Annotated in this window: 28 protein-coding genes and 1 pseudogene; 16 read left to right on the forward strand and 13 right to left on the reverse strand. The window is 68.4% G+C overall.

Annotated elements, in window-relative coordinates:
* Position 1: 1 nt before the first annotated feature.
* Complete coding sequence (locus QRN16_RS04365) at positions 2–1,015, reverse strand: AraC family transcriptional regulator (RefSeq protein ID WP_285184736.1); 1,014 nt, start codon at positions 1,013–1,015, stop codon at positions 2–4.
* 81 nt (positions 1,016–1,096) lie between these two features.
* On the opposite strand from QRN16_RS04365, the gene QRN16_RS04370 reads away from it, so the two are divergent.
* Both QRN16_RS04370 and QRN16_RS04375 read left to right on the forward strand, forming a co-directional pair.
* Positions 1,097–2,626 (forward strand): flavin-containing monooxygenase, encoded by a 1,530-nt coding sequence (locus QRN16_RS04370; RefSeq protein ID WP_285184739.1) that lies wholly within the window; start codon positions 1,097–1,099, stop codon positions 2,624–2,626.
* A gap of 72 nt (positions 2,627–2,698) precedes the next feature.
* Positions 2,699–3,418: a Clp protease N-terminal domain-containing protein gene (locus QRN16_RS04375; RefSeq protein WP_285184741.1), complete on the forward strand. Its 720-nt coding sequence runs from the start codon at positions 2,699–2,701 to the stop codon at positions 3,416–3,418.
* Between the two features lie 17 nt (positions 3,419–3,435).
* On the opposite strand, the gene QRN16_RS04380 is transcribed toward QRN16_RS04375, so the two are convergent.
* Positions 3,436–4,260 carry an SDR family NAD(P)-dependent oxidoreductase gene (locus QRN16_RS04380; protein ID WP_037185420.1) on the reverse strand — a complete coding sequence of 275 codons (825 nt, stop codon included), beginning with the start codon at positions 4,258–4,260 and terminating at the stop codon, positions 3,436–3,438.
* A 126-nt stretch (positions 4,261–4,386) separates the two neighbouring features.
* Here QRN16_RS04380 and QRN16_RS04385 point away from each other — a divergent pair, with 126 nt between their 5' ends.
* From QRN16_RS04385 to QRN16_RS04400, 4 genes are read left to right on the forward strand one after another with little or no spacing between them, the layout of a single operon-like run.
* Entirely contained in the window at positions 4,387–4,881 is a 495-nt protein-coding gene (locus tag QRN16_RS04385) for an SRPBCC family protein (protein ID WP_056444477.1), read from the forward strand.
* A 27-nt stretch (positions 4,882–4,908) separates the two neighbouring features.
* The gene (locus tag QRN16_RS04390) at positions 4,909–5,823 is read left to right on the forward strand and encodes a TIGR03620 family F420-dependent LLM class oxidoreductase (RefSeq protein ID WP_037185417.1); all 915 of its coding nucleotides are present in this window, start codon (positions 4,909–4,911) and stop codon (positions 5,821–5,823) included.
* Positions 5,824–5,879: 56 nt separating this feature from the next.
* Positions 5,880–6,869 carry an ABC transporter substrate-binding protein gene (locus tag QRN16_RS04395; protein WP_285184748.1) on the forward strand — a complete coding sequence of 330 codons (990 nt, stop codon included), beginning with the start codon at positions 5,880–5,882 and terminating at the stop codon, positions 6,867–6,869.
* 59 nt (positions 6,870–6,928) lie between these two features.
* Positions 6,929–8,257, forward strand: a complete 1,329-nt coding sequence (locus QRN16_RS04400) for a lipase family protein (protein ID WP_285184750.1) — start codon at positions 6,929–6,931, stop codon at positions 8,255–8,257.
* Positions 8,258–8,318: 61 nt separating this feature from the next.
* On the opposite strand, the gene katG is transcribed toward QRN16_RS04400, so the two are convergent.
* Both katG and QRN16_RS04410 read right to left on the reverse strand, forming a co-directional pair.
* On the reverse strand, positions 8,319–10,499 hold the full coding sequence (gene katG, locus QRN16_RS04405; RefSeq protein ID WP_285184753.1) for a catalase/peroxidase HPI: 2,181 nt from the start codon (positions 10,497–10,499) through the stop codon (positions 8,319–8,321).
* Between the two features lie 92 nt (positions 10,500–10,591).
* Positions 10,592–10,996 (reverse strand): Fur family transcriptional regulator, encoded by a 405-nt coding sequence (locus tag QRN16_RS04410; RefSeq protein WP_037185410.1) that lies wholly within the window; start codon positions 10,994–10,996, stop codon positions 10,592–10,594.
* A gap of 159 nt (positions 10,997–11,155) precedes the next feature.
* Between QRN16_RS04410 and QRN16_RS04415 the strand changes: the two genes are divergently transcribed.
* Complete coding sequence (locus QRN16_RS04415; RefSeq protein ID WP_222637514.1) at positions 11,156–11,497, forward strand: nitroreductase/quinone reductase family protein; 342 nt, start codon at positions 11,156–11,158, stop codon at positions 11,495–11,497.
* Here QRN16_RS04415 and QRN16_RS04420 read toward each other — a convergent pair whose 3' ends face one another.
* From QRN16_RS04420 to QRN16_RS04440, 5 genes are all read right to left on the reverse strand, one after another.
* The gene (locus tag QRN16_RS04420; protein ID WP_027505404.1) at positions 11,498–11,833 is read right to left on the reverse strand and encodes a hypothetical protein; all 336 of its coding nucleotides are present in this window, start codon (positions 11,831–11,833) and stop codon (positions 11,498–11,500) included.
* A 346-nt stretch (positions 11,834–12,179) separates the two neighbouring features.
* Positions 12,180–12,380 carry a helix-hairpin-helix domain-containing protein gene (locus tag QRN16_RS04425; protein WP_285184759.1) on the reverse strand — a complete coding sequence of 67 codons (201 nt, stop codon included), beginning with the start codon at positions 12,378–12,380 and terminating at the stop codon, positions 12,180–12,182.
* Between the two features lie 5 nt (positions 12,381–12,385).
* Entirely contained in the window at positions 12,386–13,009 is a 624-nt protein-coding gene (locus QRN16_RS04430) for an FKBP-type peptidyl-prolyl cis-trans isomerase (RefSeq protein ID WP_155956988.1), read from the reverse strand.
* Positions 13,010–13,024: 15 nt separating this feature from the next.
* Positions 13,025–13,501, reverse strand: a complete 477-nt coding sequence (locus QRN16_RS04435) for an SRPBCC domain-containing protein (RefSeq protein WP_285184762.1) — start codon at positions 13,499–13,501, stop codon at positions 13,025–13,027.
* Complete coding sequence (locus tag QRN16_RS04440; protein WP_056444493.1) at positions 13,498–13,842, reverse strand: ArsR/SmtB family transcription factor; 345 nt, start codon at positions 13,840–13,842, stop codon at positions 13,498–13,500. Before QRN16_RS04440 ends, QRN16_RS04435 begins: the two co-directional genes overlap by 4 nt.
* Positions 13,843–13,956: 114 nt before the next feature.
* Between QRN16_RS04440 and QRN16_RS04445 the strand changes: the two genes are divergently transcribed.
* From QRN16_RS04445 to QRN16_RS04455, 3 genes are all read left to right on the forward strand, one after another.
* Complete coding sequence (locus QRN16_RS04445; RefSeq protein ID WP_027505399.1) at positions 13,957–14,520, forward strand: dihydrofolate reductase family protein; 564 nt, start codon at positions 13,957–13,959, stop codon at positions 14,518–14,520.
* 12 nt (positions 14,521–14,532) lie between these two features.
* The gene (locus tag QRN16_RS04450; protein WP_285184766.1) at positions 14,533–15,093 is read left to right on the forward strand and encodes a dihydrofolate reductase family protein; all 561 of its coding nucleotides are present in this window, start codon (positions 14,533–14,535) and stop codon (positions 15,091–15,093) included.
* Positions 15,094–15,250: 157 nt separating this feature from the next.
* Positions 15,251–16,441 (forward strand): FAD-dependent monooxygenase, encoded by a 1,191-nt coding sequence (locus QRN16_RS04455; protein ID WP_285184769.1) that lies wholly within the window; start codon positions 15,251–15,253, stop codon positions 16,439–16,441.
* Here QRN16_RS04455 and QRN16_RS04460 read toward each other — a convergent pair.
* From QRN16_RS04460 to QRN16_RS04470, 3 genes and pseudogenes are all read right to left on the reverse strand, one after another.
* A pseudogene (locus QRN16_RS04460) lies at positions 16,432–16,545 on the reverse strand (VOC family protein); the annotation flags it as partial. The gene QRN16_RS04455 and the pseudogene QRN16_RS04460 overlap by 10 nt on opposite strands.
* A gap of 58 nt (positions 16,546–16,603) precedes the next feature.
* Complete coding sequence (locus QRN16_RS04465; protein ID WP_285184771.1) at positions 16,604–17,047, reverse strand: helix-turn-helix transcriptional regulator; 444 nt, start codon at positions 17,045–17,047, stop codon at positions 16,604–16,606.
* 11 nt (positions 17,048–17,058) lie between these two features.
* On the reverse strand, positions 17,059–17,637 hold the full coding sequence (locus QRN16_RS04470) for a TetR/AcrR family transcriptional regulator (RefSeq protein WP_056445136.1): 579 nt from the start codon (positions 17,635–17,637) through the stop codon (positions 17,059–17,061).
* Between the two features lie 116 nt (positions 17,638–17,753).
* Between QRN16_RS04470 and QRN16_RS04475 the strand changes: the two genes are divergently transcribed.
* The 5 genes from QRN16_RS04475 (at position 17,754) to QRN16_RS04495 (ending at position 23,513) form a co-directional block, all read left to right on the forward strand.
* Entirely contained in the window at positions 17,754–19,139 is a 1,386-nt protein-coding gene (locus tag QRN16_RS04475; protein ID WP_285184774.1) for a cytochrome P450, read from the forward strand.
* A gap of 25 nt (positions 19,140–19,164) precedes the next feature.
* On the forward strand, positions 19,165–19,719 hold the full coding sequence (locus tag QRN16_RS04480; protein ID WP_285184776.1) for a TetR/AcrR family transcriptional regulator: 555 nt from the start codon (positions 19,165–19,167) through the stop codon (positions 19,717–19,719).
* A gap of 91 nt (positions 19,720–19,810) precedes the next feature.
* On the forward strand, positions 19,811–21,091 hold the full coding sequence (locus QRN16_RS04485) for a lipase family protein (RefSeq protein ID WP_285184777.1): 1,281 nt from the start codon (positions 19,811–19,813) through the stop codon (positions 21,089–21,091).
* Positions 21,092–21,201: 110 nt separating this feature from the next.
* On the forward strand, positions 21,202–22,650 hold the full coding sequence (locus QRN16_RS04490; protein WP_285184780.1) for an aldehyde dehydrogenase family protein: 1,449 nt from the start codon (positions 21,202–21,204) through the stop codon (positions 22,648–22,650).
* Positions 22,647–23,513 carry an oxygenase MpaB family protein gene (locus QRN16_RS04495; RefSeq protein WP_222631181.1) on the forward strand — a complete coding sequence of 289 codons (867 nt, stop codon included), beginning with the start codon at positions 22,647–22,649 and terminating at the stop codon, positions 23,511–23,513. The genes QRN16_RS04490 and QRN16_RS04495 overlap by 4 nt, the downstream gene beginning before the upstream one ends.
* Before the next feature lie 6 nt (positions 23,514–23,519).
* Here the strand turns inward: QRN16_RS04495 and QRN16_RS04500 are convergent, their stop codons facing one another.
* Positions 23,520–23,888 carry a hypothetical protein gene (locus QRN16_RS04500; RefSeq protein WP_051613280.1) on the reverse strand — a complete coding sequence of 123 codons (369 nt, stop codon included), beginning with the start codon at positions 23,886–23,888 and terminating at the stop codon, positions 23,520–23,522.
* Between the two features lie 142 nt (positions 23,889–24,030).
* Here QRN16_RS04500 and QRN16_RS04505 point away from each other — a divergent pair, with 142 nt between their 5' ends.
* Positions 24,031–24,375 carry an RNA polymerase-binding protein RbpA gene (locus QRN16_RS04505; RefSeq protein WP_027505388.1) on the forward strand — a complete coding sequence of 115 codons (345 nt, stop codon included), beginning with the start codon at positions 24,031–24,033 and terminating at the stop codon, positions 24,373–24,375.

Raw genomic sequence — 24,375 nt, forward strand, 5'->3', positions numbered from 1 at the left:
GTCAGAGAGCGCCGCGGCGGACGGTGGTGGGCGTCGCGTTCCACCACCGTCGGCACGCACGAGTGAAGGCGGACTGCTCGGACAGTCCCACAGCGGCCGCGATCTGACTCATCGGCAGCGACGTCGTCGTGAGGTACCGATGGGCCTCCGTGCGGCGCACCTCGTCGACGATCGCCGCGAACGACGTTCCCTCCCCGGCCAATCGGCGTTGCAACGTCCGCGGGTGCAGGTTCAGCAGATGTGCGGCACCGTCGATGTGCGGTGGGGTGGTGCCGAGGGACTGCTGCAGGATGGTGCGCACTCGCGGTGCCACCTCGGTGGTGGGTCCGGCGCCCTGCCGAGCGAGGAAGGCCAGGGCCAGCCGTTTGAGGTTCGAGTCTCCGCCGTGGAGCGGTCGGTTCTGGAGTGTGGCCGGGACCCGGAGGACGGCGGCGGGACGGCCGACGCTGACCGCGACGCCGAAGAAGTTCTCGTAGACCGACACCGGAGCCGCCGGCACGTAGGGGAGCTCGACCGAGCGGAGTCCGTACGACCCGCCGACCAGTGCGATGGTGGCGCGGTGGAGGAACCCCAGCCCCATGTCGGTGCCCTGGACGGGCGCGACGACCCCGGGCTTCGTTCCGTACCGCAGCGCGACGATCCCCGGCGTCCCGTACGGGTCGGGTTCGGCACGCAGGCTGAGCGACTGGGCATGGATGAACAGGTAGTGCTCGGTGCACTCGAGTGCCTCGCCCACGGTCGAGGAGTTCTGGATCGCGAGTGCGAGCGGACCGAGCATGCCGAGATCCTGGCGCCGTGCGATCCGCAACCCCAGATCGGGGCACGCCAGCTCCGCCGCGGCGATCTCGAGAACTGCGGCCATGGCAACGTCCTCGACGAGGAGGTCGTCGGCGTCGAGCGCGTCCACGGGCAGCCCCGCCGCGACGGCGTACGCCTCGGCGTCCCCGCCCAGTTCGGCCACGGTCGCGCGGAAGCCGCGGAGACCGGCGGAGCGGATGGCGGGCACAGCGCTCACCTTGGGTCAGTTGTCGTCTGAAGTCAACTAGTTGTCGTGAGGTGTCAAGCCATCGGGTGGTGGCACGAGGACACTGGAGTCATGACGTCCACCACCGATCGACTCGACTCGTCCCCGACCGACACCACCCTCGAGCATCTCGACGTGATCGTCGTCGGCGCCGGGCTCTCCGGCGTCGGTGCGGGCTACCGCCTGTCGACGGAGCATCCCGGCAAGTCGTGGGCCATCCTCGAGGCGCGGTCCTCGATGGGCGGCACCTGGGATCTGTTCCGCTACCCCGGTGTGCGCTCGGATTCCGACATGTACACGCTCGGCTACCAGTTCAAGCCGTGGCGCGAAGCAAAGTCCATCGCCGACGGGCACTCGATTCTGAAGTACATCAAGGAGACCGCTGCGGAGTTCGGGATCGACGAGCACATCCGGTACGGGACCCGCGTCGTCGGCGCGGATTTCTCCACCGCGGAGGCTCGCTGGACCCTGACTCTCGACGTGACCGACGAGTCGGGAACCTCGCAGCAGCAGATGACGTGTGGCTTCCTGTACTGCTGCTCGGGCTACTACGACTACGCCAAGGGTTACAACCCCGACATCCCGGGACTCGACACGTTCGAGGGCACCGTGGTGCATCCCCAGTTCTGGCCCGACGATCTGGACTACGCCGGCAAGAACGTGGTCGTGATCGGCAGTGGCGCCACCGCGGTGACCCTCGTGCCGTCGATGGCGCGCGACGCCGGTCACGTCACGATGCTGCAGCGTTCACCCACCTGGATCAGCGCGGTCCCCGGACGTGACAAGCAGGCGGACAAGATTCGTGATCTTCTCCCGGCTGGTCTGGCGCACAGCGTGATCCGGGTCAAGAACATTCTGTTCAGCACCGGCTTCTATCAGTTCTGCCGGCGTCGTCCGCAGGCGGCACGGCGACTCCTCACCAACCTCTCGACCAAGATCCTGGGCGACGAGAAGCTGGTGGCCGAGCACTTCACGCCCGAGTACAACCCGTGGGATCAGCGACTGTGCGCCGTCCCCGACGCCGATCTGTTCAAGGCGATGAAGAAGGGGAAGGCGTCGGTGGTCACCGACCGCATCGCCTCCGTGCGCCCCGACGGCATCGACCTGCAGTCGGGCGCCTCGTTGCCCGCCGACGTGATCGTCACGGCGACGGGGCTGCAACTGCTCGCCTTCGGCGGCATCGAGCCCAAGGTGGACGGCGTGACCGTCGATCTGTCGAAGCAGTTCGTGTGGCAGGGCGCCATAATGACAGGTGTCCCGAACTTCGCCATCTGCATCGGATACACCAACGCGTCGTGGACTCTGCGCGCCGATCTGACGTCGCGTCTCGTGTGCCGCGTGCTCGGCTACATGGACGACAAGGACTTCGCGTCCATCGTCCCGCAGCCCGACGGCCCGCTCGAGGAGCGTCCGCTGCTGGACCTGCAGTCCGGCTACGTCCAGCGCTCGATCGATGCCTTTCCCCGGCAGGGCGATCACGGCCCGTGGCTGGTGCGTCAGAACTACATTCTCGACTCCATCACCACATTGCGGGGCGACCTCGGCAAGACCCTCTCGGGGACGCCGCGTCGGTCGGTGCGACGCGCCGCCGGAGTCGCCTGACCCGCAACGCACAGGACCACCCATCGTCAACTCAGGGTTGACGATGGGTGGTCGTCATTCTACGGTCGACGCATGACCGACACCGATCCCGCGCCCGGTGTGCGCCTCGACGATCTGATCGTCGCTGTCTCCCGCACCGACACCGACCCTCTGATCCAGCTCTCGCGAGCCGTCGTCGCCGCCGAGCGCCTCGGCGACGTGGCCGACCACCTCGTCGGACACTTCGTCGACCAGGCACGTCGGTCCGGGGCGTCCTGGACCGACATCGGCCGCAGTATGGGAGTGAGCAAACAGGCCGTGCAGAAGAAGTTCGTGGCCAGGCCGCACGCCGACGAGGCGTTGAACGCGAGCCAGGGTTTCGCTCGTTTCACAGAGCGCGCGAAGAACATCGTGGTGGCGGCGCAGACCGAGGCCCGAGCGCAACGGGTGTCGTCGATCACTCCCGACCATCTCGTGATCGGACTGGTGCAGGACCCCGACTCGTTCGGCACCCGTCTGCTCGCGACACAATCGGTGACGCCCGACGACGTACGCGCCGCCGTCTCGGCACGAGGTTCGTCCGTGGGGGAGCACGGTGAGCCGCCGGCACTCGTTCCGTTCGATGCTGCGACGGCGAAAATTCTGGAACTGACGTTCCGCGAGGCGCTGCGCCTCGGCCACGACTACGTCGGCACCGAACACGTGCTGCTCGCGATGCTGGAGTTCGAGAACGGGACGGGGCTGCTCAGTGGTCTCGGCGTGACGAGGGACCAGGTGGAGACCGACCTCGCTGCCGCTCTCGATCTGACCTGAGAGCGGCAGCGCGTCCGTCACATGCCGCGGCGCATCACGGCGTAGTAGGCGGACGGGAACACGCGGGCGAGGATGTCGACGGTGTGGGCACTCGCGGCGATGAGGACCCGTCCCTTGCGCTTCTCGACCCCGTCGAGGATGCGGAGTGCAGCCTTGTCCGCGGGATAGGTGAGCAGTTTGGCGAAGGTGGCCTTGCCGTCCGCGATCTCCTTGTCCGTCGCTCCGGCGGCCGAACCGGCCGTCTCGGCGATGCGGGTCTTGATGCCGCCGGGGTGCACCGACGTCACGCCGATCGTCGGCGCCAGTTCGTGGCGCAGGCACTCGGTGAACCCGCGGATGGCGAACTTCGACGACGAGTAGGCCGACTGCCCCGGAGGCGCCACGATGCCGAACAAGCTCGACACGTTGACGATGTGCGCGCCCGTGGATCGGCGCATCGTCGGCAGCAGACGTCGGGTGATGTCCACCGGCGCATGGAAGTTGATGGTCATCACCGAGTCGAAGTCCTTGGCGGTGAGTTGCTCGAACGAGCCGCCGAACGCGATACCGGCGTTGTTGATCAGCAGGTCGATGCGCTCGTGCCGCTCGATCACACCGTCGATGACCACGCCGAGCGCGTCGAGGTCGGAGAGGTCCGCGACGACGACGTCGACGCTGCGTGCCGGTGAGGCGGACTCGATGGCGCGTGCGACGTCGGCGAGCCGATCGGCGTCCCGGTCGAGCAGGATCAAATCGGTGCCCCGTCGCGCGAGCTCGTGGGCCATCTGCTCACCCATGCCACTGGCGGCGCCGGTGACGAGCGCGGTGGCGCCGGGAAAGCGGAAGGGGGGCAAGGACGACATGACAACTCCTGAGCTCGGCGGTACCAACGTCTCGATCATCGCGGACGGCGGGCCGTCGTTCTTGACTTCAGGCGACACCGTCGTCGATCGCCCGCATCGAGGCTGTCGGGTCGCTACGGTGCACCGGTGACGCCTGACTCGACCGCTCCGCTCGCGTCCGGATCCGTGACGGTCCGCGCCGATGCCGAGGACGTGTACGCCCTCCTGACCGATCTCGACCGACTCGCCGATCTGGCGGACGAGACGCACTCGATGCGGTGGGTGGGGAGCTCCGGCGCCCGTCCGGGTGCGTCCTTCGTCGGTCGGAACCGCAACGGTCTGCATCGATGGTCGACCACATGCACCGTGACCGCCGCCGACCCCGGAGCAACCTTCGCCTTCGACGTGCACTACGGCCCGTTCTCGCTGCCGATCGCGCACTGGCGCTACGACATCGACGGCGGTGGCGACGGCGGCGAGACCACGGTGACCGAGCGGATGTGGGACCGGCGTCCGCGGTGGTTCGTCGGCGTCGGCGGACTGGCGACGGGTGTCCGCGACCGCGCCACGGTCAACGGCGACCACATCGCGGCCACCCTCGAACGGCTCCGGCAGACCGTCGACGGTCCCCCGGATTCGTAGGGAGCGAGTGCGGGCACACTGGACGCCATGACGGCACACGCGACGATCGGCATCTGGACCGGAACGCTCGACGGGGTCTCCGCCTCGGCGGTTCCCGACGTGGTGGGGGAGGTGGAATCGCAGGGCTGGCACTCGCTCTGGTTCGGCGAGGCCTACGGCCGCGAGGCGCTCACCGCCGCGCAGATGTACCTCGGCGCCTCGTCGTCGCTGATCGTCGGTACCGGCATCGCGAGCATCTACGCCCGCGACGCCGTGGCGACCGCATCGGCGGCACGTACCCTGCATGCCGTCTCGGGTGGTCGGTTCGTCCTGGGACTCGGCGTGTCGCACGCTCCGCTGGTCGAGCGCATGCGCGGTCACAACTACGGCAAGCCCGTCGCGGCGATGCGGGAGTATCTCGACGCACTCGACAACGCACCCGCGGCAGTGGCGGGGGAAGAGCAGAACCCACCACGACTGCTGGCGGCGCTGGGTCCGAAGATGCTCGAGCTGTCCCGCGATCGCACCGCGGGGGCGCATCCGTACCTCGTCACACCGGAGCACACGGCGACGGCCCGCGAGATCCTCGATGCCGGAGACGGCGAGAAGCGCCCGGAACTGGTCGTCGAGCAGGCGGCGGTGGTGGACCCGGTCGCCGACACCGACGCGGAGGTGTGGGCCGAACGCGCGCACGCGCATCTGAACATCTACACCGGGCTGCCCAACTACCGGAACAACTGGGAGCGTCTGGGTTTCGGGCAGGACGACTTCGTCCGCGGCGGCAGCGAGAAGCTCGCCGAGGCGATGGTGACGCGCGGACTCGACGCGACTGTGGCCCGAGTGCGCGAGCACATCGAGGCGGGAGCCACCAGCGTCCTCGTCCAGGTCCTCGGATCCGCGATGAACGTTCCGCCGGTGGACGACTGGCGTCGACTGGGTGAGGCCCTCGAGCTCTCCCGTTGAGCTGAGGGTAGCCTTACCGCAAGCCTGCTCCACCAGTCGTCCCCGAAAGGTTCTTCATGCGCGTCTCCGTCGGTGTGTCCGTCGCGGCCACCGTTCTTCTGCTCGGAACGGCGGCGTGCAGCTCGTCGGACACGGACTCGGCGCCGGCCGCGGACGCGTCGGGAGCCTTCCCGGCCGAGGTCACCGACAAGTTCGGGACCGTGACGGTCGAGGGTGCGCCGGAGCGTCTGGTGACCGCCGGGTACAACGACCAGGACTTCGCGCTCGCTCTCGGTGTCACACCCGTGGCCACCCGCGGATTCACGGGGTACGACTACACCACCCGACCGTGGGCCCAGCAGCAGCTGAACGGTGCCACGATTCCCGAGGTGGGAAGCGACACACTCGATCTCGAAGGTGTCGCGGCCGCGGAGCCCGACCTCATCATGGCGACGTACGCCTATCTGGAGGAGCCCGAGTACCAGCAGCTCGGACAGATCGCCACGACGGTCGGCGACATCCCCGGCTCGGACGGGTCGGAGACCCCGTCGTGGCGCGACCAGTTGACCGCGTACGGAACCGCCCTGGGCAAGACGGTCGAGGCAGAGACCGTGCGTGACGAGGTCGACGCGACGTTCGTAGACGCCACGACCCAGAACCCGTCCTTCGCCGGCCGCACCGCTGCGGTCGCGCTCTATCTCGACGGCACCTTCTACATCCTCGACAGCGGTGACCCGCGGAACAGGTTCTTCACCGACCTCGGCTTCGCGACGCCCGAGACCACCGGAACGGTGAGCCCGGAGCGCTACGACCTGCTCGATCAGCAGACTCTCGTGCTGCTGGGCGTCACTCCCGAGGACGTCGCCGGTGATCCGCTGCTGCAGAGCCTGAACGTGGTGAAGGAGGATCGCACCGTCTACGTCGGCGAATTCGGGACCACCGTGCCGGCCGCTCTCGGTTTCGCCAGCCCCCTCAGCCTTCCGTACGCGGTGGACGCGCTCGTCCCGGTGCTCGCACGGGCCTCGGACGACGATCCGGCCACCCGCGTCGGCACCGTCGAGGGCTGATCGGTCCTGCTCACGGGTCGGAAGGTTAGTGTGACCCGACGACAGGGGTAACCGTGGGCATGAGCATCGAGCAGTACGACAGTGACGGGGGCGGCCCGCCCGAGACCGAGCACTGGTCCGAGGGCCCGGTCACCACCCCGGAGCGAGACCCGTTCTACGCCGCGCCCGACGGTTTCGAGAGTGCCGCGTGCGGCGACGTCCTGCGCACCAGACCCGTGCGCATCGGTGTGTTCGGTAGGGTGCGGCAGCGCGTGCAGGCCTGGCAGCTGCTGTATCGCACCGAGGATCTCGAGCGCGTGCCACGCGTGAGTGTCACCACGGTCTTGCTGCCCGCCGGAGCCGTCCCCGACGCGACGCGACCACTCCTGTCGTATCAGTGCGCCATAGACGCCGTCTCCGGTCGATCGTTCCCGTCGTACGCGCTCCGGCTGGGGTCACGTGCGCGCGGCACGGTGCCGCAGTACGAGTTTTTGCTCGTCCTGCACGCCCTGCGTCTGGGTTGGGCGGTCTCGATCCCGGATCACGAAGGCGCCGAGGGGCATTGGGGTGCGCCGCTCGAGCCCGGGTACTGCACTCTCGACGCCGTCCGGGCCGCGCTCTCGTTCGACGAGCTCGGTCTCGACACGACCACACCGGTCGGACTGTGGGGATACTCGGGTGGCGGGCTCGCGTCCTCCTGGGCGGCGGAGGCCGCGGGGGAGTACGCACCCGAGATCGATGTCGTCGGAGCCGTACTCGGGTCGCCGGTGGGTGATCCGGCGTCGGCGTTCTTCCGGCTGAACGCCACCCGCTACGCCGCGTTGCCGACTCTCGTCATCGAGGGTCTGCGGCGTACCTACCCGGCCCTGGACGACGTCATGCAGGAGTTCGTCACCGAGGAGGGTCTCGAACTGCTGGCGTCGACGAACAAGATGACCACGATGCAGGCCATCATCGCGCTCCGCGGGTTCGACCTCGACGCCTACTCGACCATTCCCATCGCCGACGTCATGGCTCGTCCGGAGATGGTGACGATCTTCGAGGAGATCCAGCCGGGCCGCTCGGCGCCCGGATTCCCGCTGCTCGTCCTGCAGGCGACGCACGATCAGATCATCGCCGTGGACGACGTCGACGGGCAGGTGACGCGCTATCGAGACGCGGGTGCCGAGGTCGAGTACGTCCGCGATCGCACGAGCGAGCACATCACGCTGCTGCCGCTGTCGGTCCCGCTGACGCTGCGATGGCTCGACGACCGGTTCGCCGGGCGCCGACCGGGACTCGCGGCCACCAGGACCGTCTTCTCGGTGGCGGCGTCGTGGCGCAGCGCCGCGGGTTATCTGGCCATGGCAGGCTCGGCGGCGAGAGCGCTGACCGGGCTCCCCATCTCCGTCCGCCGCACCCGACGCTGAGACGACACCACCCCCGCACCGAGGACTCGGTGCGGGGGTGGTGTGGTGTTCAGGAGCGAGATCAGGCCAGTTCGAAGCGATCCAGCATCATGACCTTGTCCCACGCGGCGACGAAGTCCTGGACGAACTTGTCCTTCGCGTCGTCGCAGGCGTACACCTCGGCGATGGCACGGAGTTCGGAGTTCGAGCCGAACACCAGGTCGTTACGGGTGCCGGTCCACTTCGTCGCACCGGTGGCAGCATCCTTGGCCTCGTAGATGCCGTCCTCGGACGTGGGAACCCACTCGGTGCCCATGTCGAGGAGGTTCACGAAGAAGTCGTTGGACAGTGTGCCGACCTTGTCGGTCAGAACGCCGTGCGACGAGTTCTGGTAGTTGGCGCCGAGAACACGCAGACCACCGACGAGGACGGTCAGCTCGGGTGCGCTGAGTGACAACAGGTTCGCCCGGTCGACGAGGGAGTACTCCGCCGGCAGCTTCTGGCCCTTGCCGAGGAAGTTACGGAAGCCGTCGGCCTTCAGCTCGAGGTCCGAGAACGAATCGACGTCCGTCTGCTCCTGCGTGGTGTCCATGCGGCCCGGGGTGAACGGAACGCTGACGCCCGAAGCCTTCTCGAGTGCCGCGACGCCGCCGAGGACGACGAGGTCGGCAAACGACACCGTTCCGGAGAACGACTCCTGGATGCCCTCGAGCACGCGGATGACCTGTGCCAACTCGTCAGGCTCGTTGACCTCCCAGCCCGCCTGCGGCTGCAGGCGCAGGCGACCGCCGTTGGCACCGCCGCGCTTGTCGCTGACGCGGAAGGACGACGCTGCGGCCCACGCGGTCGAGATGAGCTGCTCGGTGCTCAGTCCGGAATCGAGGATGGTGGACTTGAGCTCGGCGATCTGTGCATCGTCGATCAGTTCGTGGTCGACGGCCGGGATCGGGTCCTGCCACAGCAGGGTCTCCGACGGCACCTCGGGTCCGAGGTACCGGCTGACCGGTCCCATGTCGCGGTGGGTCAGCTTGAACCACGCCTTCTGGAACTCTTCTGCGAGCTCCTCGGGGTGGTCGAGCCAGCGACGGGTGATCTGCTCGTAGATCGGGTCGACGCGCATTGCGATGTCCGAGGTCAGCATCGACGGGTGGCGACGCTTGGTCGGGTCCGCGGGATCCGGAACCAGGTCCGCGCCCTCACCGTTCTTCGGACGCCACTGATGTGCGCCGCCGGGGCTCTTGTAGAGCTCCCACTCGAAGCCGTAGAGCGTCTCGAGGAAGGTGTTGTCCCACTGCGTCGGGGTCGGGGTCCAGATGACCTCGAGGCCACTCGTGATCGCGTCCGCGCCGACACCACTCTGGAAGCTGTTCTTCCAGCCGAGACCCATCTGCTCGATCGGGGCGCCCTCGGGCTCGGCTCCGATGTGCGCATCGGGGTCGGCCGCACCGTGGGTCTTGCCGAAGGTGTGTCCGCCGACGGCCAGTGCTGCGGTCTCGACGTCGTTCATGGCCATGCGGCCGAAGGTCTCGCGGATGTCCAGTGCGGACTGCACGGGATCCGGGTTGCCGTTCGGGCCTTCGGGATTGACGTAGATCAGGCCCATCTGCACGGCTGCCAGCGGGTTCTCGAGGCTCGTACGATCACCGTCGTAGCGCTCGTCGCCCAGCCAGGTCTGCTCGGGGCCCCAGTAGACGTCCTCGTCCGGCTCCCAGGCGTCGACGCGACCGCCGGCGTAGCCGTAGGTGGGCAGTCCCATGGACTCGATGGCGACGTTGCCTGTCAGGACGATGAGGTCGGCCCAGGAGAGCTTGCGGCCGTACTTCTGCTTCACGGGCCAGATCAGGCGACGGGCCTTGTCCAGGCTCGCGTTGTCCGGCCAGCTGTTCAACGGTGCGAAGCGCTGCATGCCGGCTCCGGCTCCGCCGCGTCCGTCCTGCTTGCGGTACGTGCCGGCTGCGTGCCACGCCATACGGATGAAGAAGGGGCCGTAGTGGCCGAAGTCCGCGGGCCACCACGGCTGCGAGTCCGTCATGACGGCTTCGATGTCGCGCTTGACCTCGGCGAGATCGAGCGAGTTGAACTCGGCCGCGTAGTCGTAGTCGGCGCCCATCGGATCGCCGACGGCGGGGTTCTTCTTCAGGATCTTGAGGTTCAGTGCCTTGGGCCACCACTCGTGGTTGGTGCCACCCTCGACCGGCATCGGCATCTTGTCGTGCATGACAGGGCAGCCGCCGGACGCGTCCTGCGGCTGGTCCTGGTTCATCTCTTTTTCGCGTGTTGTGTGGTCCTCGGACACGAGTTTCCCTCCAAGAGAAGATGAATGAACTGATTTCGCGGCGCCTTCGCGCCTCGAGATCAGGGGCTGACGCTGGTGGAGCAGTTCTCGCACAGGCCCCAGTAGATGACCTCTGCCTCGTCGACGACGAAACCATGGGCCTCCGACGGAGTGAGGCACGGAGCCTCGCCGACGGCGCATTCCACGTCGGCGATGGTGCCGCACGCGCGGCACACGACATGGTGGTGATTGTCGCCGATTCTGCTCTCGTACCGCGAGACCGAGCCGGACGGCTGGATGCGCCGTACCAGTCCCGCGGTGGTGAGAGCGTGGAGCACGTCGTACACGGCCTGGCGGGAGACGTCGGGCAGGGTGGCCCGAACGGCTCCGTAGACGGTGTCGGTGTCGGCGTGCGGATGTTCGTGCACCGCGTCGAGCACCGCCAGACGGGGGCGGGTGACTCGGAGCGCGGCACCACGCAGCATCTCCGGGTAGTTCGACGATGGGCTCACGTCGAACAGTATGCACGACTTTTCTGGAATGAGTCAGGAAACGGGGCGCGAACACGGGTCGAACGGCGTGTCGTCCGGCCCCCGCGGGGGCATGATGCGAGGCGACATCCATCGCTCGCAAGGGGTACGAAGATGACCGCGTTCCAGACCGTCGCCAACGCCGCGAACCAGGTCGTTCGACCGCTGATGCGACTGCCTGTGCTGTCCGCCGTACTCGGGCGTGGCCTGGCCACCATCACCTACACCGGCCGACGGTCGGGCCGGACCATCTCGCTGCCCGTCTCCTACCGGCGATCGGGCGACAGGGTCACCGTGATGGTCGCGGCACCGAGCCAGAAAGCCTGGTGGCGCAACTTCCATCCCGATCCCGCCCCGGTGACCGTCGACATCGCGGGCCATCAGCATCGGGGGAGCGCACAGGCGGTGGTCGCCGACAAGGGTGGCGTGCGTGTGGTGATCACCCTCGACAGCTGATCAACGGAGTACGACGAGCTGCTGGGTCGCGCGGGTCATCGCCACGTAGCGATCGACGGCGCTGTCCGCACTCGACCGGTCGACGAGATCGAACCCGAGGCCCTTCGCCGATCGTGCGCTCGACGATCGGATCCTCGCGGTGTCCGGTAGAGACGGCATCCCGATGACGCAGGCCACACCCTCACTCGTCGCGGCCCGCTCGTCCAGCACCGCCGCCAGGTCGTCGACGTCGGCGTGCCGGACGCCCACGCCGGTGGTGCGCACCGAGCGTGGCACGAGCGCGGCGCGCGCGCATCGCCGTCGCCCGTGGATCGCCGAGGCGGCGACGAGCGACATCGAGGACCGGGAGATCTGCTGTGGTCCAGGGGGACCCGACGTTCCTGCGGACCGCCGCCCTGTCATCGTCGTCGAGCCAGGGTGCGCAGTGGCGTAGGTACGCCGGCACAGTCCAGAGGTCGGCGACGAGATCGGGAGCATCGATCACCGTCCACGACGACTCCACTCGGTCGCAGAGCTCGTCGATTTCACGCAGCGACGACGCCAGCTCGCCGGCCGACACGTTCGCGACGAGGCGGTCGACGAGGATGTCGCCCAGAACCGCCCAGATCTCCTCTCGCGCATCGTTGTGCGGAGTCTCCGCCTGCGGTGCCGCAGTGCCGCGTCGATTCTGGCGAGGTTCCCCTCATCGCCGATCGTCGCGTGCCTCGGCCAACCGCTTGATCGCGGACGGCCCCACTCCGTGTAGCGCGGACAAAGTCGCGAGGTTCGCCGGGAGGTCGTGCACCGTGCGATACCCCGCGTCGATCAACGCACCGGTCGCCGGCCGGCCGATGCGGACACCGTCGAACAGCGGTCCGCGGTCGACCGGCACGTCCCTCGTCATGCTGCTCAGCTGACGCCGAGAACCTTGATCGCGAAGATCAGAGAATCGCCCTGCTGGATGCCCGCGCGCGGCTGACCGTTGGGGTAACCGTCCGCGGAGGTCACCGCGACGCCGATCGTCGATCCCACGGTCTGGCCGGCGATGGCCTTCTGGAAACCGGCCACGACACCGTCGAGGGGGAATTCGACCGGGGCGCCGCGCTCGTAGCTGCTGTCGAAGGTGGATCCGTCGCGTCCGTTGACGCCCATGTAGCAGACGGAGACGGTGGCGTCCGCCGCGACGACGGGGCCGTCGCCGGCCTGCAATGTCTGCACCTGCGTCTCCGCGACGCTGAAGGGTGCCTCGACGGTGACCAGGGGAGCGGCATCGTCGGTGGACCCGGTCACCGCGATGCTGCCCGTGTCACCGTCGAGGTCCCACTCGGCCGCGGCACCGGACTCGGGCGCCGCGGTGGGGCACGACTCGGCAGCTGCGGTCGACGACGACCCCGCGGACGAGGATGCGGCGCTGGAGGAGGTGGCGGCAGATGGCGTGTCGTTGTCGGAGCTGCATCCGGACAGCACCAGGACGAGCGACGCGGACGAGGCCAGCAGGACACCGAGGGTACGAGAGGAGTTCACGCCCGACACGCTACAGCCGCCCGACTACTCGACCAGCCGGGCGAGTGCTGCGGTGACCGAGCCCCACCCTTCCGCGAACCCGAGGCTCGCGTGACGATCGCGTGTCGTCGGATCTCCGTGACGGACGACGGCCCGGTAAGCAGTGCCGCGCGGGTGGTCGGTCAGCGTGATCTCCGCTGACATCGCGACCGGCTGCGGCGACGCGGGGCGCCACCCGCTGTCGAGAGTGTTGGTGAACACCAGCCGGGTGTCGGGCTCGACTACGAGGAACACGGCGTCGGTGTGGGGCACGAATGTCGTTCCGTCGTCGCTCATCTCGGTGACGAACGCCCCGCCCGGTCGCACCTCCAGGTGGTCCACCCGAGTGACGGTGGGTGCCGGTGTCCACCACTGTGACAGCAACGACGAGTTCGTCCATGCCTCCCAGATGCGGTGACGAGGAGCCGCGATGACGCGATCGAGTACGAGGTCGAGGGCAGGATCGATCGGGAACGCGGTCATGAGTCTTCTTCCGTCGGAGTCGGGGAGGTGACGAGTTGTTCGAGCCGATCCGTGCGGCTCTCCCAGAGGTGTCGTTGATCGTCGAGCCAGTCCTGGACGAGGTCGAGTCGTTCCCTGTGCAGAGTGCACGTCCGGACGCGTCCTACTTTGGCCGTGCGAATGAGCCCGCTCGACTCGAGACTGCGGACGTGTTTGAGGAAGGTGGGAAGCGCGATCGGGAACGGCGCCGCCAGTTCACCGACGCTTGCCGGACCGGCACCGAGACGCCGGACGACTGCTCGCCGCGTCGGATCTCCGAGGGCGGTGAGCACGGCGTCGAGTTCTGCCGTATGGTTAGCCATAAGGGTAAGTATTACAGGCGATCCGGGGTGTGGCGCAACCGATGACTTTCGACGTGTGCGTCGGTCGGAGTGTTCGTGGGCCGACCAGCGCCCACTGGGAACGAAGGAGTGCACATGCGCACGTTGATCGTCACCGCGTTCGTCTCGCTCGACGGCGTGATGGAGGCGCCTGGTGGAGAGGCCGGATACCGCAATGCGGGCTGGACCTTCACGGACGTCGAATTCGACGAGGCCGCGTACGAGATCAAGGGGCGGGAGCAGGGGGAGGCCGCCGCGCTGCTGCTCGGTCGCCGGTCCTACGAGGCGTTCGCGCCCGTGTGGCCCACGATGGAGGACTTCGCCGGATACAACGCCATGCCGCGGTACGTGGTCTCGACGACGCTCGATGATGATGATTCGCGTTGGCCTGCAACGGTTCTTCGATCACTCGACGACGTCGCCGCGCTGAAGGAGACCGAGGGCGGACCGATCCTCGTGCACGGGAGCGCGACGCTGGGACGTGCGTTGGCCGACGCCGGGCTGGTCGACAGGTACCACCTGCTGGTGTTCCCGTTGCTGCTCGGCGCCGGCCTGCGCCTGTTCAGCGACACGGACAAGGACACCACGGTGCTGACGCTCGTCGAGCACGAGGTCTACGGCAACGGTGTCCAGAAGCAGGTGTTCGATGTGCGCCGTTGACGGGGAAACGTCATGCGCACACTGAGATTCGCGATGAACACGAGTGTGGACGGTTACGTCGCGGCGCCCGATGGCGACCTCGGCTGGAGCGTGCCGAGCGACGAGGCGTTCCAGTGGTGGTCCGACCGCGTCGACTCGACGGGCCTCACGCTCTACGGGCGGAGGCTGTGGGAGGCGATGAACGCGCACTGGCCGACGGCCGATCGGCAGCCAGGGGCGACGCCCGCGCACGTCGAGTACGCCCGTCGGTGGCGCGACATGCCCAAGGTGGTGTTCTCGTCCACCCTGGACGCGGTGGAGGGCAACGCGCGGCTCGTCACAGGTGACGCCGTGGCGGAGATCGTCCGACTGAAGGCCGGCGACGGTGGGCCGATGGACATCGGCGGCGCCACACTGGCCGCGGCGGCGATGCGGGCCGGGCTGATCGACGAGTACGTGATCATGACGCACCCCGTTCTGGTGGGCGCCGGTACGCCGTTCTTCACGGCGCTCGACGAGTGGGCGGGTCTGGAGTTGGTGGAGACACGGACGTTCTCGGGTGGACTGCACCTGGCGAGGTACCTGGCGCGGTAGGGGGCGAGAGATTCACAGTAATTGACATAATGTCGATTATCGGCACAATTTGGTATCACCTGGAACCCTGCCTGAGCGTCGCACGTCGACCGACGTACCGTCGGTCGACGAAGTCCTTCCTGTACCTCACAGGTAGTGAGCACGGAAGGCGAGGATCGTGACTGCAGAACGACGCGTACTGATCACCGGGGCCAGCATCGCCGGCCCGACCCTCGCGTACTGGCTCGCGAGGTCGGGTCGTGCTGTGACCGTCGTCGAGCGCGCTCCGTCGCCCCGGCTCGGCGGGCAGAACATCGACATTCGTGGTCCTGGCCGCGAGGTCGTACGCCGCATGGGTCTGGAGGACGCTCTCTTCGCCGCGACCACGACGGAACAGGGCACCCAGTTCGTCGATCGACGGGGCGCGACGATCGCGGCGTTCCCGGCCGGTACGGCGGACAGCGGAGGCGCGACGGCCGAGCTGGAGATCCTCCGCGGCGAACTCGCGCGCATCCTCGTCGACGCGTCGGGACCGGACGTCGAGTACCGCTACGGCGACCGGGTCGTGGGCTGCGATCAGGACGCCCACGGTGTCGACGTGACGTTCGAGCACGGCGCTCCCGAGCGCTACGACCTCGTGGTGTTCGCCGACGGAGTGCGGTCCGGGAGCCGGGAGATCGTCTTTCCCGGCGAGGCCGTCACGCGAGATCTCGGGCTGTACACCGCCTACGGGGTGCTCCCCCGCACCTCGGACGACGATGCATGGTGGCGCTGGTACAACGCGACCGGCGGACGTGTGGCCGGCTTGCGCCCGGACAACCAGGGCACCACGCGCTTCAGCCTGTCCTGGTTGTCGGGGCCGACCGGCCTCGAGCGGGCAGGGCAGTCGGAGGTCGTCGCCGCCCTTCGGGCGACGTTCGCCGGCGCCGGCTGGGAGACTCCCCGCATCCTGGAGTCGCTCGATTCCGCCTCGGAGCTGTACGTCGACCGCCTCGCTCAGGTCCACGCCCCACGGTGGTCGTCGGGCCGGGTCGCGATGGTGGGCGACGCGGCCTGGTGCGCGACTCCGGTGAGTGGGATGGGCACGACACTGGCCATCACCGGTGCCTACGTACTGGCCGCCGAACTCGCCCGCACCGATGATCACCGGGCCGCGTTCACGGCGTGGGACGCGCGGATGCGGCCCTTCGTCGACACGGTGCAGTCGCTGCCGCCGGGAACGCCGAGGCTGGCGCACCCGAAGACGGCAGTGGGGCTCGCGGTCTTCAACTCTGCTGTGCGACTGGCCGGTTCGGCGCCGGTGCGAGCGCTGGCCGGCAGGTTCGGCGGCTCGGACGACGCGAACCTCGATCTGAGCGACTACCGCTGACGCTGCTGGATGCGGATCAGGTTGCCCGCGGGATCACGCACCGCGCAGTCCCGGATCCCGTAGGGCTGGTCGGTCGGTTCCTGCACGATGTCGGCATCCGCGGCCTCCGGATCGTCCTGCGGGAGGAAGCTGGAGGCGATGGTGAGTGTCATGGCGACGACACTAGGTTCGCCTGGCGCGGTCCGCTTCTCGATTCCTGATCGGTCGGGTGACCACTTTCTCGACACACGACGGCGCGCCGACCTCCGTGGACTGGTTCTGCTGCCGATACGCGGACGGGGACAGTCCGGTCAGTTCGGAGAAACGGGTACTGAAGGTGCCCAGTGAGGAGCACCCCACCGTGAAGCAGATCTCCGTCACCGATCTCTCCGACCCCCGGAGCAGCGCCATGGCTCGTTCGATGCGCCGCGTCATCAGGTACGCGTAGGGCGACTCTCCGTACGCGGCGCGGAACTGCCGGCTCAGGTGCCCCGCGGACATGTGCTCGTCGCGCGCCAGGGTCTCGAGGTTCAGTGGCGTGGCGTACACGCGGTCCATTCGATCCCGTACTCGACGGAGACGACGCAGATCGTCGAGGTGTCGCGAGTCCGCACCGGTGTCGGTCACGCGTCCTCCTCTCAGGAACGGCGCAGCAGTCCGTGCAGTGCGCGCATGCAGAGATCATGCACCTCGTCGGCCGAGATCGACTGCCGGTCCACCCAGTCCACGCACACGGCGCGAACGAACGACACCCACCCGGCCACGGCCACCCGCGTCACCTCGTCCGCGCCGTCGTCGGGTCCCAGAGCCGCCAGGATCCGTTGCTGCTGCGTCTCGAACTCGGCCGTGAGGATCGCCTGGATACCGACGTCGCCCGACATCGTTCCTCGATTGATGGCCCGTAGTCCGTGAGCGTGATCGGTGGAGTAGCGGATGTAGGCGCGCAGTCCGGCGGACACCTGGTGCTCGACGGGCAGCGTGGTGTCGGGAGCCGTGATCTCGACCATCCGAGCGGATTCGAGCCGGATGATGTCGGCGAAGAAATCCCTCTTGGACGAGAAGTAGTGATACATCAGCCCGCGCGAGACGCCGGCCAGGTCGGCGACCTCCTCGATCCACACCTCGTCGTAGGGCCGTTCCGCGAACAGTCGTGACCCGATCTCGAGCAACTGGTGCCGACGCTGATCGGGTGACAGGCGTTTGCGGGGAGAGGTCATGACCTGCGCCATGTTACGGGACTGCTCGTGATACTTGACACGCGTTCAGTAGGAGGTAGCGTCCGCTGTTGTATCCCGGTTCAGTACGCCGGCCACCCACGCGAAAGGGTCCGACCGTGGTCACCACGATCTCGTCCACTTCTCCGCTTCCCCATCCCCCTCGACGACTCCCGGTGCTGGGCGACGTGCTGGGCGTACACGCGAGCACCCCGGTGCAGGACTCGGTGGCGCTGGCCGCGCAGCTGGGCCCCATCTTCGAGCGGGTGGTCCTGGGGCGCCGGTTCGTGATCGTCTCGGGCGCCGATCTCGTGGAGCAACTCAGCGACGAGTCGCGGTTCGTCAAGCACGTGGCACCCGCGGTCGCCGGACTGCGCTCGATCGGCGGGGACGGACTGTTCACGGCGTACTCGCACGAACCGAACTGGCGCAAGGCCCACGATCTCCTCCGGCCGGCGTTCACGCAGTCGGCCATGCGGAGCTACCACGACATCATGGTGGACGTCGCCGGACAGCTGGTATCGCACTGGTCGTCCCGTGATCGGGTCGACGTCTCCTCGGACATGACCAAGTTGACGCTCGAGACCATCGGCCGCACCGGGTTCAGCTACAGCTTCGACTCGTTCACCCGCGCCGAGACGCACCCGTTCGTCCGGGCCATGGTGCGGACCCTGCAGCACAACCAGCGCCGCGCACTGCTGCCGCTCCCCGTCGTCGGCGACCTGGTGTTCCGGCGTCGCGAACGGCGGAACGATGCCGACAAAGCCTTCATGGCCGAGCTGCTCGACGACATCGTGCGGGCCCGCCGCGATGGCGAGACGAGCGGCGACGGCGATCTGCTGGACATCATGCTCCAGGCGGCACGCGACGGTGATCCCAACGCGCTGGACGAGGTGAACATCCGGCATCAGATCGTCACCTTCCTCATCGCCGGACACGAGACGACCTCCGGCTCACTGTCGTTCGCCCTGTACTACCTGTCGAGGCATCCCGAGATGTGGGCTCGGGCGCGTGCGGAGGTGGACGAGGTGTGGGGTGCGGACACGCCGTCCTTCGAGCAGGTGGCGAAGTTGCGCTTCGTCCGACGGGTTCTCGACGAGGGACTGCGCCTGTGGCCGACGGCCCCTGGTTACGCGCGCGAGGCACGCCACGACACGACGGTCGGCGGGCGTCCCATGGCCGCGGGCGACTGGGCCCTGGTGCTGATCCCCGGTCTGCATCGCGATCCCGTCTGGGGGCCGGATCCCGAGGTGTTCGACCCGGACCGCTTCCTGTCGGCGAACGTGCGGGCCAGGCCGCCGCACGCCTACAAGCCGTTCGGCACGGGCGAGCGTGCCTGCATCGGGCGCCAGTTCGCTCTCCACGAGTCGCTGCTGGTGCTGGGCACGATCCTCCAGACCTTCGACGTCGCTCCCGATCCGAGCTACGAGCTCGCCATCGAGGAACGCCTCACCCTCATGCCGGCCGGGTTCGAGCTCGAGGTGGCTCGGCGCGACCGCAGCTGATGTGAGGATCCCGCACACTGGTCCCATGCGATCGCGCGGCAAGATCATGGAGGCCACCCTCGAGGTGATCGCGGAGCACGGTTTCGACGGCGTCACCATCGCGGGTGTGTCCGCCGCTGCCGGGGTCTCCCGACAGACCGTGTACTCCATCTTCGGCACGCGCGAGGTGTTGGTGACCCGCACGATGGAGCATTTGGCGGTCGAGGTCATGACCGAGATCCGGTCGCGCCTCGACGGCCCGGAGACCGTGCGCGACTACGTCGTGGAGATGGTGATCGGTGGTCGGCGGGCGGTGCGCGACATTCCCGCGATGGGAGCGCTGCTGCGGTTGAACGGCATCAACCCGGTGCTGCATCCCGATGTCGTCCAGCACGCCATTCCCGTCGTGCGAGATCTACTGTCCCCGCTGACCGCACTCGACCCCCGGGTCGCGGAGGTGTTGGACGACATCGTCCTCATCACCACTCGTCTCGGACTGTCCGTCGTGCTCTTCGACGATCCGTCCATCGCGGACGACGACGACCTCCGCGCCTTCCTCCTGCGGTGGCTCCCGGCGTCGATGACCGTGCCGCCGGAGTGACGGGCTTCACCTCGTGACCTTGACACCTGGTGCCGGAACTGTCTAACTTCAGGGCGCCTGCCGGGGGGTCCGCGCAGCGGGAAGGAAGTCGATGACACTGTCACGCAGTCTGATCGTGGGAGCGGTGCTCGTGGCGTTGGTCGGTGTCGCACCCGCACTCGCCGACGCAGCCCCCGGTGACGACTTCTACTCCCCACCGACAGACGTCGCGGGTGCGCCGGGCACGGTGCTCCGCACCGAGCCGATGTCGCTCTTTCTCGCTGCGCCGGGAGTGGACGGTCGCTATCCCGCCACCGCGCAGCGCGTCATGTACATCTCGCGGACCGAGAACGACGAGCCCGTCGCGGTGACCGGAACGTTCATCGACTCGGCCGTTCCCTGGCGCGGCGCCGGCCCCAGACCCACCGTCGTGGTCGCTCCGGGGACGGTGGGGCAGGGCGACCAGTGCGCGCCGTCGCGGGCGTTCCCGCTCGGGCTGAACCTCACGACGGACCCGCTGTCCCTCTCGGCGAACCAGGAACTCGTGTCGTCGACGCTCTGGGGTTCGATGGGCGCGCGCGTCTTCGTGACCGACTACATCGGTCTCGGCACGCCGGGGTTGCACACCTACGTCAACCGGCCGGAGGAGGCGCACGCGGTGCTCGACGGCGCGCGAGCGGCGAACGCGCTGGCAGGCGACCCCGACTCCCCCATCGGTCTCTGGGGCTATTCGCAGGGCGGCGGCGCCACCGCCGCCGCGGCCGAGTCGGCGGCGAGTTATGCACCGGAACTGAACATCAAGGGCACCTGGGCGGGCGCACCGACGGCCGACCTGCTCGACGTGCTGAACACGGTGGACGGCACTCTCATCGGCGGCGTCATCGGGTACGCACTGAACGGAGTCCTCGAGCGGAACCCGTCGTTGCGGGCCCGCGTCGAGGAGCGCGTCTCCGATCACGGCAAGACGGTGCTGAACGACCTGTCGACCCAGTGCATCGCCGACACGATCCTGACGTATCCGTTCCTGCGCACCGAGACGCTGACGAAGGACGGTCGCTCGATGTCGGAGAATCTGAGATCCGTGCCCGAGGCCGGTCCCATCTTCGAGAAGCTGCGTACCGGCACCCTGCGGCCGTCGGCCCCGGTGTTGATCACCAGCGGCATCAATGACGACACGGTGCCGTACGGGCAGGCGCGGGAGTTGGCGGAGGAGTGGTGCGGCCAGGGTGCGTCGGTGACGTTCCGGTCGAATCCGCTGCCGCCGATCCTGCCGGGTGCGGTGCTGCCCAACCACTTCGGTCCGCAGATCATCGACGGCTACGGCGGTGCGGCCGCGGCGTACCTGATGGACAGGTTCGCCGACGTACCCACCGACGGGTGCGACACCGCCTGACGGTCGGTTCGGGTCACCGACCACGGTCGGCTCGGTCATTGTCGCGGACGGCGATCAGCCATAGTGTCACCGATCACAGTGGATCATTCGGCTGACTGAGGGGTACACACATGACGGTCCAGCACTCTCCGGAACGCACCGCGGCACCGACGCCGTCCGACGGAGAGGTGCACGCGGCCGTCGCCCGCGCGCGTGACGCGGCACTGTGGTGGGGCGCTCTCGATTTCACGGATCGCAAGGGGTGGCTGCTCGAGTTCCGATCCAGGATCGCCCGGACGTCGGGATCGCTCGTCGACACCGTGCGCGAGGAGACGGGCAAGCCGAAGGACGACGCCCTGCTCGAGGTCATGCTGGCGGTGGAGCATCTCACGTGGGCCGCGAAGAACGCCCGTCGTGTCCTGCGCGAGCGGTCCGTCTTCCCAGGCCTGGTGAGCATCAATCACGCTGCCTCCGTGCGGTATCAACCGATGGGTGTCGTCGGCGTGATCGGCCCGTGGAACTATCCGGTCTACACACCGATGGGGTCGCTCGCGTACTCGATGGCCGCCGGTAACGCCGTCGTCTTCAAGCCCAGCGAGCTCACTCCCCGCACCGGCACCTGGCTGGCCGACGCCTGGGCGTCGCTGGCGGCGCCGCACCAGGTGCTCCAGACCGTCACCGGCGACGGTCGGGTCGGCGAGGCGCTGTGCCGCTCGGGAGTGGACAAGCTCGCCTTCACCGGGTCCACCGCGACGGCGAAGAAGGTCATGGCGGTGTGCGCGGAGACGCTCACGCCGATCGTGGTCGAGGGCGGCGGCAAGGACGCGCTCATCGTCGACGCCACCGCCGACCTCGAAGCCGCGGCGACCTTCGCCGCCTTCGGCGCCATGGGCAATGCGGGCCAGACCTGCGCGGGCGTCGAGCGCATCTACGTGGTCGAGGAGGTCGCCGATCGTTTCGTCGACATCCTGGCCTCCCGCGTGCGCGACCTCCGGGTCGGCGACGCGGACGATGCGCAGTACGGACGCATGACGTTGCCGAAGCAGGTCGACATCGTGCGGGACCAGGTCGAAGACGCCCTGGCTCGCGGTGGTCGCGCCGTCGTCGGCGGACTCGAATCCGTCCGGGCGCCGTACGTCGATCCCATCGTGCTGCTCGACGTGCCGGAGGACAGCTCGGCCGTCGCCGAGGAGACGTTCGGTCCGACAGTGGTGGTCAACCGCGTCCGTGATCTCGACGAGGGCATCGAGCGGGCCAACGCCTCGAAGTACGGGCTGGGCGCGTCGGTCTTCACCGCGTCGAAGGCCGCGGCCGAGCGGGCGGCGGACCGGCTCCGCGTCGGAGTGGTGACGGTCAACTCCGTGCTGGGCTTCGCAGCGGTGGGCGCGCTGCCCTTCGGCGGAGTCGGCGACTCGGGCTTCGGACGGATCCACGGCGCCGACGGGTTGCGGGAGTTCTCCCGGGTGAAGTCGGTGACGAAGCAACGCTTCGCCGCCCCGCTGGGCCTGGTGACGATGACGCGCAAGCGGCGTGACGTCGCGGTCGCGCGCCTGTTGCTGACCAAGGTCTACGGGCGATGACCACCCTCCCCCGGCCGCGCTTCGGGCGGTTCGGGTGGGTGCGGGTGATCGACGAGCTGGATCCGGTGGCGGACGCGGCCACCGTCCTCAAGATCACGGCGGGGTGCGAGTTTCCCTGGGACTATCAGCGCGCGTTGGAGTTCGCGCTGTTCCGCACGTACTGCGTGCCCACCATCTCGGCGTTGCTCCGCAGGACGGGAGAGTTCGAGCACCGCCCCCAGAAGCGGTACGACGACACCGCGCTGCTGATGTCGGAACTCGTGGAACACGGGTACGACTCCGAGCGCGGGCGCGCGTCGCTCCGCGCGGTCAACCGCATGCACGCGCGCTACGACATCTCGAACGACGACATGCTGTACGTGCTCTCCACCTTCGCGTTCGATCCGCTGGACTGGATCGACCGTTACGGGTGGCGGCGCCTGCATCCGCACGAACGGATCGCGAGCGTCGCGTTCTACCGCGAGGTCGGGATCCGGATGGGCATCCGGGACATTCCCGCGTCGACAGCCGACTTCCACGCCTTCAAGGTGCGGTACGAGCGCGAGCGGTTCGTCTACTCCGACGACAACAGGGCCATCGGCGAGTACACCCGCGACCTGCTGGCGTCGTGGTACCCGCGCCCGGTCCGCTCCGCGGTGCGCGGCGCCGTGCTGTCGATGATCGATCAGGACATGACCCGCGCCTTCGGGTTCGGCGACCCGGTCCCCGCCGTGCGCCCGGCGCTCGAGTCGGCGCTGCAGGCCCGAGGCCGCGTGGAGCGTCTGCTGCCCAAGCGGACGGCATCGCGGTCGGCGCAGGATCCGCGCAACCGGACGTACCCCGGGTATCCGCAGGGCTACCACCCGAGCGACCTGGGTGTCTGATCAGGATCAGCGCAGTCGTTCCGCGTCCTTGGCCAGGGTGACCAACCGGTCGCAGAGCTCGGCGAGTTCGGCCGCGTCGGCGCCCTCCGCGACGGCCGTGGCCACGTCCTCGGCGGCGCACCGGACTCCGAACGCGCGATCGGCGGCGGCACCGGCCTCGGCCTCCGTGAGCACCACGGCGTCGTCCGCGACGACGGTGTCCTTCAGCGACGTCCGCTGTTCGTAGGCGCGCTGACGGCAGGACTGACGGCAGTACCGTCGGCGCCGGCCCGCAGCGCCCTCGACCACCGGCCGACCGCACCACAGACACGTGCTCGGGCGCCGTGCACGGGACCGACCGATCCCACCGCCCACCGTCCCGGATTCACCCCGCATCGACCCGACGATACCGACGTGCGCGGACCCTGCCGCATCACCGGTTAGAATGGGGTGTTCGCGTGCGGGAACGTTCCGCGCACCACGCGCGTTGAATTCGACGGACGCGACATGCGTACCACGATCGAGAGAGGACTCCACCATGGCAGATCGCGTTCTACGAGGTAGTCGACTCGGAGCGGTGAGCTACGAGACCGATCGCGACCACGACCTCGCGCCCCGGCGCATGGCTCGATACCGGACGGACAACGGCGAGGAGTTCGACGTTCCCTTCGCCGACGACGCCGAGCTGCCCGGCACCTGGCTCTGCCGCAACGGTCTCGAGGGCAGTCTGATCGAGGGCACCGCGCCCGAGGCCAAGAAGGTCAAGCCCCCGCGCACCCACTGGGACATGCTGCTCGAGCGGCGTTCAGTGGAGGAGCTCGAGGAACTGCTCAAGGAGCGGATGGATCTGCTCAAGGCGAAGCGTCGCGGCGCCGGAGTCTGA

Source organism: Rhodococcus sp. MEB041, assembly GCF_030208955.1.
Taxonomy (GTDB): domain Bacteria; phylum Actinomycetota; class Actinomycetes; order Mycobacteriales; family Mycobacteriaceae; genus Rhodococcoides.